Source organism: Bacillus sp. NEAU-CP5, assembly GCF_026420705.1.
Taxonomy (GTDB): Bacteria; Bacillota; Bacilli; order Bacillales; family Bacillaceae; genus Bacillus; species Bacillus velezensis.
Window position 1 is genome coordinate 111,339 of the sequence record NZ_JAPMOV010000002.1, and the last position, 13,775, is coordinate 125,113.

At 33.5% G+C, this 13,775-nt stretch carries 15 protein-coding genes and 3 pseudogenes; 6 read left to right on the plus strand and 12 right to left on the minus strand.

Annotation, left to right across the window (positions count from 1 at the left end; genetic code table 11):
* The first annotated feature begins 233 nt into the window (after positions 1–233).
* Entirely contained in the window at positions 234–470 is a 237-nt protein-coding gene (locus tag OTK50_RS05650) for a hypothetical protein (RefSeq protein WP_032866265.1), read from the plus strand.
* Positions 471–595: 125 nt separating this feature from the next.
* Entirely contained in the window at positions 596–970 is a 375-nt protein-coding gene (locus OTK50_RS05655; protein ID WP_032866266.1) for a YoqO family protein, read from the plus strand.
* A gap of 233 nt (positions 971–1,203) precedes the next feature.
* Here the strand turns inward: OTK50_RS05655 and OTK50_RS05660 are convergent, their stop codons facing one another.
* The 4 genes and pseudogenes from OTK50_RS05660 to OTK50_RS05675 all read right to left on the minus strand — a co-directional run bounded on the left by OTK50_RS05660 (position 1,204) and on the right by OTK50_RS05675 (position 2,829).
* Positions 1,204–1,656: a hypothetical protein gene (locus OTK50_RS05660; protein WP_239033992.1), complete on the minus strand. Its 453-nt coding sequence runs from the start codon at positions 1,654–1,656 to the stop codon at positions 1,204–1,206.
* Positions 1,657–1,846: 190 nt separating this feature from the next.
* Positions 1,847–2,090: pseudogene (locus OTK50_RS05665) on the minus strand (SMI1/KNR4 family protein); the annotation flags it as partial.
* Positions 2,074–2,298, minus strand: a complete 225-nt coding sequence (locus OTK50_RS05670; protein WP_224223601.1) for a helix-turn-helix domain-containing protein — start codon at positions 2,296–2,298, stop codon at positions 2,074–2,076. The pseudogene OTK50_RS05665 and the gene OTK50_RS05670, both read right to left, overlap by 17 nt.
* 93 nt (positions 2,299–2,391) lie before the next feature.
* Entirely contained in the window at positions 2,392–2,829 is a 438-nt protein-coding gene (locus tag OTK50_RS05675; protein WP_224223602.1) for a hypothetical protein, read from the minus strand.
* 304 nt (positions 2,830–3,133) lie between these two features.
* On the opposite strand from OTK50_RS05675, the gene OTK50_RS05680 reads away from it, so the two are divergent.
* On the plus strand, positions 3,134–4,225 hold the full coding sequence (locus OTK50_RS05680; RefSeq protein WP_224223603.1) for an acyltransferase family protein: 1,092 nt from the start codon (positions 3,134–3,136) through the stop codon (positions 4,223–4,225).
* A gap of 58 nt (positions 4,226–4,283) precedes the next feature.
* Here the strand turns inward: OTK50_RS05680 and OTK50_RS05685 are convergent, their stop codons facing one another.
* Both OTK50_RS05685 and OTK50_RS05690 read right to left on the minus strand, forming a co-directional pair.
* The gene (locus tag OTK50_RS05685) at positions 4,284–5,789 is read right to left on the minus strand and encodes a hypothetical protein (protein ID WP_224223604.1); all 1,506 of its coding nucleotides are present in this window, start codon (positions 5,787–5,789) and stop codon (positions 4,284–4,286) included.
* Positions 5,790–5,893: 104 nt separating this feature from the next.
* Positions 5,894–6,136 (minus strand): hypothetical protein, encoded by a 243-nt coding sequence (locus OTK50_RS05690; protein ID WP_123768420.1) that lies wholly within the window; start codon positions 6,134–6,136, stop codon positions 5,894–5,896.
* Positions 6,137–6,870: 734 nt separating this feature from the next.
* On the opposite strand from OTK50_RS05690, the gene OTK50_RS05695 reads away from it, so the two are divergent.
* Positions 6,871–7,125 (plus strand): hypothetical protein, encoded by a 255-nt coding sequence (locus OTK50_RS05695; protein ID WP_224223605.1) that lies wholly within the window; start codon positions 6,871–6,873, stop codon positions 7,123–7,125.
* Between the two features lie 44 nt (positions 7,126–7,169).
* On the opposite strand, the gene OTK50_RS05700 is transcribed toward OTK50_RS05695, so the two are convergent.
* From OTK50_RS05700 to OTK50_RS05720, 5 genes and pseudogenes are all read right to left on the minus strand, one after another.
* Positions 7,170–7,970: a DUF692 domain-containing protein gene (locus tag OTK50_RS05700; RefSeq protein ID WP_104843398.1), complete on the minus strand. Its 801-nt coding sequence runs from the start codon at positions 7,968–7,970 to the stop codon at positions 7,170–7,172.
* A gap of 3 nt (positions 7,971–7,973) precedes the next feature.
* Positions 7,974–9,170: an MFS transporter gene (locus OTK50_RS05705; RefSeq protein WP_224223606.1), complete on the minus strand. Its 1,197-nt coding sequence runs from the start codon at positions 9,168–9,170 to the stop codon at positions 7,974–7,976.
* Positions 9,157–9,825, minus strand: a complete 669-nt coding sequence (locus tag OTK50_RS05710) for a hypothetical protein (protein WP_224223607.1) — start codon at positions 9,823–9,825, stop codon at positions 9,157–9,159. The genes OTK50_RS05705 and OTK50_RS05710 overlap by 14 nt, the downstream gene beginning before the upstream one ends.
* A gap of 282 nt (positions 9,826–10,107) precedes the next feature.
* Positions 10,108–11,361: pseudogene (locus OTK50_RS05715) on the minus strand (DNA polymerase thumb domain-containing protein).
* Positions 11,354–11,686 (minus strand): YolD-like family protein, encoded by a 333-nt coding sequence (locus tag OTK50_RS05720; RefSeq protein WP_224223608.1) that lies wholly within the window; start codon positions 11,684–11,686, stop codon positions 11,354–11,356. The pseudogene OTK50_RS05715 and the gene OTK50_RS05720 overlap by 8 nt, the downstream one beginning before the upstream one ends.
* Before the next feature lie 254 nt (positions 11,687–11,940).
* On the opposite strand from OTK50_RS05720, the gene OTK50_RS05725 reads away from it, so the two are divergent.
* Complete coding sequence (locus OTK50_RS05725; RefSeq protein WP_224223609.1) at positions 11,941–12,510, plus strand: hypothetical protein; 570 nt, start codon at positions 11,941–11,943, stop codon at positions 12,508–12,510.
* Positions 12,511–12,702: 192 nt separating this feature from the next.
* A pseudogene (locus OTK50_RS05730) lies at positions 12,703–13,161 on the plus strand (hypothetical protein); the annotation flags it as partial.
* A 214-nt stretch (positions 13,162–13,375) separates the two neighbouring features.
* On the opposite strand, the gene OTK50_RS05735 reads toward OTK50_RS05730, so the two are convergent.
* A complete protein-coding gene (locus tag OTK50_RS05735) occupies positions 13,376–13,720 on the minus strand; it encodes a hypothetical protein (protein ID WP_224223610.1) in 345 nt (114 codons plus the stop codon).
* Between the last annotated feature and the right edge of the window lie 55 nt (positions 13,721–13,775).

Sequence of the window (13,775 nt, forward strand, 5' to 3'; positions counted from 1 at the left end):
ATAAGGTCCTATAAGTCTATACAGCCTTTCCGCTTAATCATTTTGCTTATCTATAAGCAGTTTACATTAACTAAGGATATGTACAGTTTTTCAGACATGTTCAGCTTGTCCTTGAAATGCCGGATTGCTTTATCTTGTTCTTTACGTAAAATGTTTATCATTTAATCATGCTGACTTAATATAATGTTTAAGTGTTTTTATATGGGGGGAATATGTGTAAGGAGGCGGTTTATTTGAAAAACGATCAGAAAATAACGCTAAACTCTTCTTTTGCGTTATCCACTCTTATTGTCTTACTTATTGCATTGTACCCGTCCTATTCTTCTTGGTTTGTCACAATATTCTTTTTAGGATTTGCACTAATATACACATTTGAAAAAAAGAGCAAATCTTCAAAACTAATTGCTATTATCTCTTATCCATTATTTATTGTTGCGTTTGTTTACAGCATAATAAACAGCATGTCATGATCCACTCTAAATTTGTTCTTAAAATTACGATTTTAAGTTAAGTTTAAACTGCATTATGTTGAGAATATCACCTTTAATTGGTAAGCTGACATCTAAGGTCATACTTATACAAAGCAGGTGATATATTGAACAAAATAATCGGAATGACCGGATTAATTATCTCCTTACTTGTGCAAGGGTTCTCAGCAAGTGATTCATTGACTCATAAGATCGCCATGGCTTGTCTATTTTTGTTCTTATTGGTTTATAATTTCAACCATACTAAGGAGTTCTCTAAAAAGTCTCTGGCGATTATAGGCACTTCCTTTATTGTGCTAATGCTTGGAATTTATCAATTGCTCTTTTTTACCGATGATTACTTTGAAAGTCGCGGTTTAAATTTTGGATTTATCCTCTTACTTGAAATTGTTTTAGTTATTGGATTAGTGACTGCTGCGCTGAATTTAATTAAGCATATTGCAGACCGCTTAAGGAAAACACCTGATGGTAAAGAGCGTTGACTCTTTGCCTTTTTTTAGCTAACCATTTCTTTTTATGCCGTCTTTCTATGTACAAAATCAAACGCAATATCGATTTTTGCCGGCTCTCTTCTATCAAATGATGAATTGACTCCAGACATTCCATCTTAATGGACTCTTCTTCATTTTTCACCAGAATTTCTCGATCAATTACCTTTTTGACAATTTACAAAAGATCCAGTCGCATTGCTCTCTTTGATAAGAGCTCTACATTTCTAATAGCAAGATTGAACATTGTTTGTTAATACACTCGGTCCCAACTTTTGTGTCTTAGAATTTGAAAGGCGCACTTGCACTTTAACATTTGTCATTTCAGCTGATATGGAATCAACCCTTCCAGCCCAATTAGGACTCTCTCCCTTGGGAGTCGGATATAGTTTAAATCGCCAACTGATTTCCCCTGTTTTGGAGGCAAATCCTTCATAACCGTCATAGCTTCCATAAGAAGATGGTGGAGGAAGGTGGACAGCAAGAATACTCATATTCGTTCTTGCAGCACTTGGCGGGTATAACTGCACTTTATAGATTAGTGCCGCACCCTTCGCATTTTTCAGTTTTTGATTCACCGGTTCGAGTACTGCACTACAAGGCATTGGACTTGCTTTCATTTGAGTTGGAGAGGCAATAACAGCAGCCAATAAAGGTATAACCAAGATAAATCGTTTCATCTACATTCCCTCACATTTTTTTGTTAATTTCCCTTACTCCCGCCTTGAATATTCATCACTTTTGAATGGTTAGCTTCATTCAAATATAATAGATGGAAAAACAGTTTCTTTTCAATCAACAGTATCTTATTTCATTATTTCATACAAAAAAAGCTCTCAAAAAGAGAGCTTAACTTTGCAATACTTCTACTTAATCGTCCCAATCTTCGTCCTCTTCCCAATTTTCTTTTGCTTCTTCAAGCTCTTCCAAGAAAAATTGCAGAAAGTTATCTGCAACCTTGTCACCATAACCGGCTTCATTTGCCCAAACAATTATTGGACATTCGTCGTTTTCCATTTTGTTTGTATCAAGGCAATAAGAGAATTCATCTACATCTTCTAATACCGTCACTTAAATTATAATGAGTTCTATATTCCTCAGTAACTGTAACAACCCTGTTGATCTTTTTTGTAAATCAACAGCTCATGCAGCTCAATGTCTAAATATGTACAGACTTTATCCAACAGATCCCTTGGATACCGCTCCATTTCATCGTGATACAGCTTCCTAACTGTGTTAAAACCATGGTCAATTTCATTGGACAGCTTTCGAATACTGATATTCCTTTCGTCTAATATTGGCTTTAAATTTGATTTAATCAAAATTACTACCTCGCATTCATTATGTATGATCACTTTAAATTATCATTATATCCATAAAAAAGGTCAAGGATATACCTTGACTATGTATAAAGCTTACCAATCAAATAAATCTTCATGTTCAAATCCATAAATACCTTTAATCCACACATCTCCGCAGCCTGGATTCTTTGTAATCTCTAACACATGATTACGATTTGCATCTCCCTCTACTCGATCTGCAGCAGTATAGTCGGCATAGTTCCCTACAAACTGCTTTTCACTACGTGGGAATACCCAGCCAGCAAGAGTTATCCTACTGATTTTCATATTTAGAGTACACCCCTCAGCATTGCTAATTGTGAATTTGTAGAAGAGCCAAGTGCGATCATAGTTCCGATCAAAATAATCTGCCATTGAAAAACTCTCTGAATCCTCACTCATGTGAAAATTCACGTTTTTGTAGTCTAATGTAAGCTTCGCCTCAGCACTTGGTGTGTTAAAACTCAATATAAAACCAATGCAAATCACAACCAAAAAGATTAGCTTTTTCATTTCCTCTCCCCCTTTTCCAAAATTATACTATATTTGAAATAAAGGTGAAAGAACAGGCAGAAGCTTCTCGATTTTCCTATATTCTCTATGATATAGCTAGATATACACGTATCTATGAATATCTACATGTATTTATAAGTATCTATACCTCCCTGTACCACACAAATATACCTTATTGAGAACAAAAATATTTATTTTAGTTCATATTTAAGAACAAGTCTTCCATTTTTATGATATAATCATCACTGCTTATAGGCAACCTTACTGCTTATTCGCCATATGGTATAGGAAAGAGGTTCTTTTAATGAACGTAAAACATTCTAACTGTTTCTTTGTTATCAGGCTGTTTGCTGCTCTCTGTGTGCTTATTGGTCATGCTACAAGAGATCTAAACATTTCTGTCTTTGGCTATACTCCAGAGAGTAAAGCAATATTTCACACCGGCATATCAATCTTCTTTTTTCTAAGCGCATTTTTTCTTTTCACTTCTTATGAGAGATCCAAGCTTAAAGGAAATATTGTAACGGATTTTTATTGGAGCCGAATTATCAGGATCGCACCCGCAATTTACGCCTATGGTATTGCTTCCACCATCCTGTTAATTGTTCTAGGAGCTCTTTCATTAACAGTATTCACTACTAAAGAGTACTGGACATGGCTTCTTAGCAATTTTGTGTTATACCCTCAATACTTCCCTGACATATTCCATCACATTGGCACAGGTCGCCTTAACGATTCACTTTGGACAATTCCTGTTCAGATTAGCTTTTACCTGGTGTTACCCGCAATTTATTGGTTTTATAAACGCTTCGGATTCCAAAATATGATTCTTTGCTCTTTTGCTGTTTCCGCTTTCAGTGTGTTGGTTTCTTTTATAACATTGAAGTACTCGCCTGACAGTTTGATCGGTAACCTGTACTTACATTCTTTCCTGCCACAGATGTTTTACTTCACTTTGGGTATCTTCTGGGCAAAGGCATGGAGTAAGTCACCGCAGCATATTGTTTTATTTTTATCGTCTGTTACTTTATTTTTATTCTTTAAAATTGACCTTTTACACCTTAGTTCAATAAACAGCACATTATGGAGCTTTTTATGGTTTGTCCCCCTGAGCTATGCAATCATTTGGTTCGGGTACAATGGGCCGAAGATATTGTGGCAGCTGAACCGGTTAGATGATATCAGTATGGGGATTTTCATATGGCACATGGTGATCATCAACATCTTCTTATACACTGGAATTAATAAAACATTGTCTGATTACCCGCTGATCATAGCCCTAATTGCTGTTACTGCTGCATCCGCATTTCTTTCGTACAGAATAGTGGAAAAATCCGCTCTTAAATTACGTAATATCAAGAAAAACAAACCAGTCAAAACAAGGATTGCGAGCTAACTGCAAGGGCTGTTCTTATGTAGGCAGCCCGAATCCTGTTTAGCATGAAATGGTGTTTTTATTTAGAAATTAGATTATTCTTTTTCACAATGAGTTCCATTAAATTTTGATCTCTTGTGGAAGTTAACTTTTCTCTTTTTACATCTCCATCTGATAAGTGCCTATTGGTTGTTCCAGCTTCTTCTCTATCGATACAATATTGAAAAATATCCCTTGTGTCTTCTTCTAATATTGATTCTAATGTTCCTGTGCTCATAACATGGTAAGAAGAGTCACTAAGCACTCCACCATTTTCCTTTATTGCTTCTTCGAGTCCAGTTTCATCTGCAATATTAAATTCTTCAAGTGTAATAGCAATATGTGAAATTCGCGAAATATTTTTAGGTAACTTTTCATGGTTTATAAAGCCGCTTTTTAGATGACCTTCCTTTTTAAAACACTGAGCAAGTGCAGCACCAAGTGAAGTTTTAAGCTCTTCTTTATATTTTGTATAATTTGTTGTTCTTAAACTTATCATGGGTACTCTTGCTTTTAATTCAATAAAGATAACGTGATTATTTTTAACTAACATAAAATCAGGGGATCTTAAATTGTTCTTTTGAAATCTATACACAAACTCTTTTATATAAAGATAATTATGAAGTTTTAAAATATGTTCTATGTAATCTTCGTAAGGGTGTTTTCCAAAAGCACTTTTGAATTCCAAACCTTTTGCAGTGCAAATTTGTTGATACATCCCCTCTGTAACAGCTATGAAAATTGAAAAAGGCATTGGAAATAAAAGGTCAGAGCCATTTGAGGTTACAATCGGTTTCATTAGTAATGGGTTGAAATCATAGACTTTCATTTTTGGATCAATTGTTGCAAATTGTTCATACAAAACTATAAATTCTTCTCTATTAATTAAAAAGGTATTTATTAAAGTTTTCACTTTTGTTTCAGAAAATCGGAAAATTTCCCCAAGTGTTCTAATAAAATTATCTTTATCAATTTCCCAGTATTTCGAGGAAAAATTATATAAAGCCCAAGAGAATAATAAATAATCTTCATACTCATAACCAAACAATTCAAGAAAAATTTTTTTAACATTAATTTCAGGGCTTTCATAATTAAACAGATAGTGATACCTATAGAAACTTTTAAAAGGATGCCTCTGATAAATAAATTGTTGCAAACCGACTCTCACAGAAAATTGTGACAATAATTCCTGATCAGACAAATTCAAATCATCTTTATGCTTAAATGGAATATTATATTCTCGATATAACTTAATTACTTTCACTAAATCATTATAACTAATATCTGGCGTATATCCCCCCCACTCTTTCCCTATTATAGAGGCTAAGGAGAGATATGCTAGTTCATGATTATATATGTTACCTCTAATTTGTTTTCTTAATATATTATTAGGCAATAGACTGATTAAAAAATCATCATTAGGATTAATTACAGATGTAGCATGATGTAACACTCTTAATAATTCAAGTTTAGAATTAAAATTAAATCTCCTTAATCTTTTATCAATCTCATTAAGTATATTTATGTTAGACTCATAGTTATCCAATCTCTTCCCGCCCTAAATATTTTTCTCTTACTAAACACTACTTCTAATTAATTCAATATTATAGCATGATACTCTATCTGTTAACTCTCTTTAAAACTGCTGTTTTATTTGAAATCAGCTTTATTATTTTCATTTATCGGATTTCCAATAGGCTTAGGATTTAATTCAATAGTAGCTTTCATGAAATCCTTTCTCCTGTCGGTTGAAACCATATCGTGAGAGGATTTATGTATAATGCCTTGTGAAATCCTTATTGCTTCTGAAAGATTCTTGTAATTGTCATCGGACTTAAATTCGCTCACTTTCATTTTTGCAATTTTAACTAAGGCTTGATAAACTTTATCCAACTGATTAATGTCTTCAATTGACTTTTCCCTGTAATCCCTTACCATCCTAACTGCCGAATCAATTTCTTGATTAAGTTGTATCAGATTTCTCCCTTTTTATTTTCTGTAGCTGTTGATTTAATAATAAGTTTTCTTTTTCAAGTTGATTAATTTTAGAATCCATTAACTCACCCATTTCGTAATTGTTGTCTAATTATACTCTGATTACATTCATCTGAAATTGTTGTTTTATCTTAATTTAGTGGTATTAAGTTATGATGATCAACGATCCAACGAGTTTCCCCTTCAAAACTTTTGCTATCGCACCTTGAGATTATGGGCCTGCCTCCAAAAGCTTTAGCAAAGGCAACCACATAATACTCAGCAGTGATATCTATCTTAGGGGGATCACCGCCTAATCGGGGAGTTTATCTCCCCTTTTTTTCATTTTTAAGAAGAAAGGAATGATTGTTGGTCATGCAAATAGGATCTGGATATATCGGGAGTCCAATGCTTGAGAAGTCAGAGTCTAACCATGAAGTAATCCCTTCCCCACCTGCAACATGGACGATTAAATATTCTTTCTATAAATTCAGCTTTTCGAATGATCAGGAATGCCACGTATCAATCAATAGTGGTGATCCTATCTATTTAAGAGCTGGGCAAGGCTTTCAAATGGACGCTCATGATTCACCTATCACAAGCTTTAAAATTTCCGAGTCAGGAATAATATATAACTTTTTGGGGGCGCATAAATGAGTTTCTTCAATCCAATGGTTAATGTCTCAATTGTCACTGGGAAATCTGCTTATGATATTGCAGTGGACAATGGTTTTTCAGGAACTGTAGAGGAATGGTTAGCTTCACTAAAAGGTGAAAAAGGCAATACTGGAGCTAAAGGAGCTACTGGTGCTGCCGGTAAAGATGGAAAATCAGCATATGAATTAGCCGTTCAACAAGGTTTCTCAGGAACATTAGATGAGTGGCTTGCCTCACTGAAAGCAATTTAACAGTTAAACGCTCCTACCTCTCAAAGGAGAAGGGGAGCGTTTTTTTAAAATAATGACTTAATAATTTTTATATCATTTTGTACATCATGATAATTATTACAATTCAGATCCCTTTCTAGGATAACACCTTGCACTGGTGCTTTTTTAATTATATATTCAGCAAGTTTCCATACTTCAGAGTCAACGGGTTCAGAGTGTGAATCAATTAAAAATCCGTACTTATTGCTAATAAATCCAGCAACATGCAAATAATTTATTTTATCTTTGGGAAGTCTGTCAAAAAAAGCATACGGATCATATTTGTGATTGACGCTATTTATATATAGGTTTGATACATCTAATAGCATTCCTATTTCTGTTTCATTTAAAACCTTGCACCAAAAATCCAACTCTGTGTAATCATTGTTATGCCAATTGAAGGTGTATGTTATATTCTCCAAATATAAATTATTCAAACTATTTTCTTTTAATTGTTTGTGTTTATTTTTTAAGAACTCTAAAGTTTCATCCTTATACATAGCCGGAAAAAAATCAAGTAACTCAATATCCTTTACACTACTTAATGCTAAATGATCTGTATAACTATCTGTCTTTAATTCTGTTAACAAATTAGAAATCTGCTTTTCCTTCTTTTTAGGTAGCCTTTCATAAGTACCTATAGAAAGAGATAGTCCATGTGGAATTAATGGAAATTGTTTAGCAAGAACCTTAAGTTCTTCTATATTCTTTTCACTGAAGTATCTTTCTGATATTATCTCTAAGAAATCAACATCTTTTTTTATTATATCCAATTCGTCAAAAAATGTTTGGCGAAAACTCAAGCCGACACCTTTACAAATAAGCAAGCATTATCCCCTCACTTCCATACTGCTCTCCACTTTATGAAGAGTAAAGAAGAATAAACATATTCTAAATACACTAGTTCCAATGACAAAGAACATAAAAGAAATCGCGCCAAATTTTTCAACAATAATCCATGAAATTGATAAAGCTAATACAGTACCTAGATCTGACGAAGAGGTTATAACAGATGTTATTTTACCTTTCATATCTTTTGGAGCGTGAATAAAAACCTTTGATCTTAGTAGGTTGTTTATAATAGGTGTGCCAAGTGTGAATAAAGAAAATCCGATTAAATAAACTAAGGGAACATTCGCTACTGTCATTAGCATTAATCCACCTATAATGAGACTAAAACTAATTACGAACAAATAAACGTATTTCAACTTAAACAGTTTTAATCTTGATAAAGCTATATTAGCTGCAACAGCCCCTACGCCCCCAATAAACCAAAACGATGAAATAGTAATAGAAGATGCGTCTAAATTCTTTTGGAGGATATATATTGATAAACTTGTTAAAACCGGAAAGGTTAATCCATTCAATATTTCGATTATATTTAATCTTTTCAACAATTGATTCCTGTAAACTTCTTTAAAGGAATTAAAAATGTTATCTTTTTTCCTTGCTACACTTACATAACCTTTGTTTTTTATACTGGAAATTAAAGAGATGGCGAAAATTATAGTAACCAAATTGATTAATAAAGAATATGCATTAAGATAATTATAAATAAGAGGCCCTAGAGAAAATCCTGTAGTCTTGCTAACCAAAAACCAAGAATTTCTTCCACTAATTTCTGAAGCTAATGTCTCTTTGGAGCAAAGTGAATTAAACCATAGGTTTTGATTCATGTTTGAAATCGTACTTAAACCTTGTGATATCAACATTACCGGAAATATAATCCAGGTGAATTTAAAGAATAATCCCGAAAATAAAAATAAATAGCAAATCCAATTTATAGATAGACACCTTATCATTATTTTTTTGCTCGAGGATACGTCAGCCAAGTAACCTCCTAAAAAGGTTGCAATTATACGAGCTATAGCTGTAGTGAAGAATAATGACGAGGTATATAAAAAAGAACCAGTAATCGAATATGCATATAGTGGCAAACCAGTCCATACAATAGAAGCACCTAAGCTATCAATAGCACCCGCTATCACAATTCTATTTTTAATATTATTGGATTTAATCACTGGCATGCTCTCGCTTCCATATATCTAATAAACTTAAGTTTTTGAAACTTTTTATTGCAGAATTTAACTGTTCTTTTTCATCAGTGTTTAAATGTTTATGTATTAATTCCCATGATTTTTCGACACATTGAACTGCTTTGTATATTTTTACCCACTTAGACACGAAATGTTGAATTTTGAATACTCTAACATTCTTTTTTTCTTTCAAATATAAATAATCATATTTTTCAGATTTTGAATTATGCTGATCTTTTACCTCAGTAATCGGGTAGTTAAATTGATCTAAGACACCATTTTCATTTCCAGCAGCCACTTTATATATATTAAATTCATGTCTAGCTAGTTGAAAAACAAAGCTTCCATCTCCATGTTTCTCCGCAAGAAATTTCAAGAAACTTCTTATGTCTTTTTCAAGCCTTTGTCCCCTGTATATATTTTTTTCGCAGAAATCATTCACCAACAAATCCCAATTTTCTATTTCTTTTTTTGTTTGTGGAAAGACGTGGTTAAATCTAATTGTTCGCTTACTGTAATGTAACTTTCTAAAATAATCAAAATTCACCCAGTCAAATTCATTATGCTCTTTATACTTTTGGAAATATGTTTTATCTATTGCACATCTGAACATTTCATATTGTTTATTTAAAAGAGACAATCTCATCACCCCTTTTTAAATGAAGGGGTAACACCTAAGTTTGTTACCCCTCATATTTCCTAATTCATTTCCCAATCATAGCAAGTTTCTTCCAGTTCAACTTGTGAAACATTTTGAATTTCCTCCATTATTCCCCCTCCTTCATCAACATATTGAATAATCAGATTATTCAATAATATAATAGTCTAATATCCGATATTTGTAAAGTCATTTTGTGGAATTTTTTATTCCAACTCATTTTCCCTTAAAAATATTTTTAGTATACTACCGATTCAAGTAATTAAGACATCAACTTTTATGTCCACCTGTCAATCCTGCTCTATACAATGCTGTGCCTCCAGGTGTATAAGAAACAGCTCGTAAGATCGCTTTTGATCCGTATTTATTTCTTATCCCGTCCATAACAAATCCAAGCTTTCTTCTCTTCTCATTGTCCTTTTCAAACAATACTTAATTGTTGATTTACATCGTCTTCAATATTGGATAAGGTAACTGAAACACTTCGTACCGTTTTGCCTGTATAGAATTTATCAAAAAGCCTCAAGCAATATCGATAAATATCCATTGTGATATTTGTAGGTAAATCAATCGTTTTAGCTCTATGAAAGCCGCCGCAGAACTCATCTTTACAGTAACCGATTCCCAAGCTGATGGTACGTCCTGCTTTATTATGTGTCCGCGCTCTTCGCGCAACCTCTTCACAAATCTCCAATAGAACGGCCTTGATATCCTCTTTTTTCGTATAATCCCTAAGTAATATCTGGCTTTTCCCATAGCTTATTTGTCCCTGCATTAAAGGAGCTCCAATTTCAGAAAGGTCGATTCCATGAGCATGATAATAAAGCTGATTGCCCATGATGCCGAAGCGTTTTTCAAGCAGCTCTAGTGGATATTTAGCTAATTGACCAACAGTTGAAATCCCCATCCGGTTTAAATTCCTCTCCATCCTCCCTCCTATTCCCCACATTTCAGATAACGGATAAACACACCAAAGCTTTTTAGGAACATCTTCATATCTCCATCGTGCTATCCCATTCTTTGTTTTCTTGCTCTCTAAATCAAGAGCTAACTTACTCAGCAGCATATTGTCACCAATACCAACAACAGTACAAACTAAGCCAAACTCTCTCTTCATACTGCTCTGAATTGCTTCTGCCATGACTTCAGGATTTTCTTTTCCTGCATCTAAAAAAGATTCATCAATTGAGTACGTGTGTACACATGTTTCAGGAACGAACCTGTAAAACAATTTAGTGATTTCAGTTGAAACTCTGATGAAAAGTTTCATTTGCGGGTTTACTATGTGAATTCTCGGATCATCTGGAATCTCAAATAACCGGGAACAGTCTTGATTCCATAATCTTTTTTAAGTGCAGGAGATGCTGCTAAGACGACACTTCCCTGTCTATCCGTGTTTCCAACTACAGCGAGGTAACATGTCATTGGATTCAATCCCATTGTTACAGCTGAAACTGAAGCATAAAAGGATTTCATATCTACACAAAGTATATTTTTACGTGGAAACTGTGAGTAATCAATCATTGTAAGCAACTCCTATGATGTCATTCATGGTGATGTATACGGTTTGATCGCGATGATCTTTTACATGTAATTTGTGTTGTTCGTAATTGAGATATTGAACTGTACCGATTAAATCCTCGGCAACCCCTTCTTTAAAGAGCTTAAACTTTAGTTCTTTATTCAATGCCATTGCTTCAGAAACCAAGATGTCAATCTCCTCAATTTGTTGTTCATCTAAAGATGGCTTCTCCATTTTTGAAACTTCTAATAAGTCCTGTTTTAGTTGCGTTAAATGTTCTGGAAGCATCATGGAAGTCCATTTGATTGTTCCTCGATCTCTAAGCATTTTGAATCACTCCTTTATTGATCTAACATTAACGGAACAAACGTTCTTTATTCAATATAAACAGGAACAATCGTTCGATGTAATTGTTGGTAAAAAACTTAAAACCTTAAATCGCCCTTGGCAATTTATTTAAATATTGTTAATAAATGTAATTAATTATATAAATTAACTGTACCTAGTCTAGGAAATAGAGAGGAGATTTCGTGCAACACATTGGGTACATAACCATATTTTCTTGAAAGGAGATTTTAAAAATGAAGATGAAGATTACTATTTTTCTAATGACCACTTTGTTAACAATCGGTACCGCTTACTCTATTAATGCTACTTCTGATGATAGCGAAGACACCCTCGATCTCTCCTCGCCTGAAATTCAGCAAGAACTTGCACAAGCAGACATCGATACAGAAAAAGCTAAGAATTATCCAGAAGTTGATCCAAATATCGAAGAAGAACTTGAACTTTTAAAAAAAGAAAACCCTGATGAATATAAACAAATTGTAGGCGAAAGAAATAAGACATATGCCTCTGGGAAAATGGGTAAAGTTGGAGATATACTTACAACATATGATAATAGCACTTCCAGCTGGAGGCACGGTCACGATGCTATTGTGCAAAGCGATAATTCAAGGATTATGGAAGCATGGGCCGGAAAAGGGGTAAGGAATTATCAGAACAACTGGAGTAAGCGATTCAAAAGCAAAAAGAAACAGTATGTTAAGGGCGCAGATATCTATGATAAGGTAAAGGCCCAGAGATATGCTAGTAGTAAAACAGGTAAGCCTTATTCAGTGGCTGCAACCAAAAAAAGCACAAATAAATAGTATTGCTCTAAACTTGTGTGGCAATCATACAAAAATACAAAAGGAACAGACCTAAACAAGTAATGGAGAAGCACTTGTCACATCTGGATATTGACCGCTCATCAAAAACTGTCTGCTCCTAATCATTTAATTTACTTGCAGATTTATTCTGCAAGTGTCTTTTTATTTTATGTAAAAGATAAGGAGCGTTATATAAAAAAGTCTTATGTTTTATATGGGATTTCAGGAGTTCTAATTGGTGTAATAGTAATATTGTTGATCAATGCATTCTTTATAAATAAAGGTGAACACTCTGTACGTACTTCTAAAATTAATCCAACCGAGGATAAAATCTTTTTTATCTATTCAAATCCACTCATCAAGAAAAGCGTACTCATATCCACATCACAAGGAGAAAAATTCAATAAACGATACTTTAAGGTACCGGATATACCATATATCCAGAAAAAAACCCCCTCTTCAGACGATATCGTCTTGTTAGCTGAACATGAACCATATTATTACACATTAAAAAACAACACCATTAAGGAACATCAATTGTCCAATCCATTTGCTTTTTGGTATCAAGGAGAGGATATTTCCGTAAAAGCCTATAATGTCGACACCAATGGAAATGAACTGAAAGTAAATGATAAAAAGTTCAATAAGAAATAGACCTCCCTTGAGCTGGAAACCTGAAGGGTTAGGTCTATCATGAAACCACATCGAACAAGCATTTTATGCATTTCTTATTAAAGAAATAGTAATATAACCAGTTTGTATTTCACAGTTTGATTATAACAGATTAAATGAAATAATTGGAATGTTTACAAAACTTTTGTTTATTGGATATCACCGTTATTTTATTTAGAGCCGATACAAAGCTTTAATGTATCAATGCTTCAACACTTTCTAAATACTTTTCATGTTGTTCTTCTAAAAGATTGATATCCTTTTTAATGATTTTAACTTTATATTTTTCTTTAGCTTCCTCAGATAAATTGTCGTTTAGATAGCGCCGTAATTCTTCTTCATTTTTTGTTTTATCCATACCAATTGATATGACTGGGTCTGTTTCTCCAATTCCAAAGCTAAATAAGCCAAATTCATCCCATGCACTTTCTAATACTTCCTCAGTGGATTTTTGATTTTTAAAAGAATGTGTAACTGCGCCATACATGAACACAGAAAAACAAACAATGATCAAGACCCCAATTAATTTCTTTTTCATTGTCTCCTCCTTTCATTTCAAGAATACCATAAAATACAATACATGGAAAAATAAT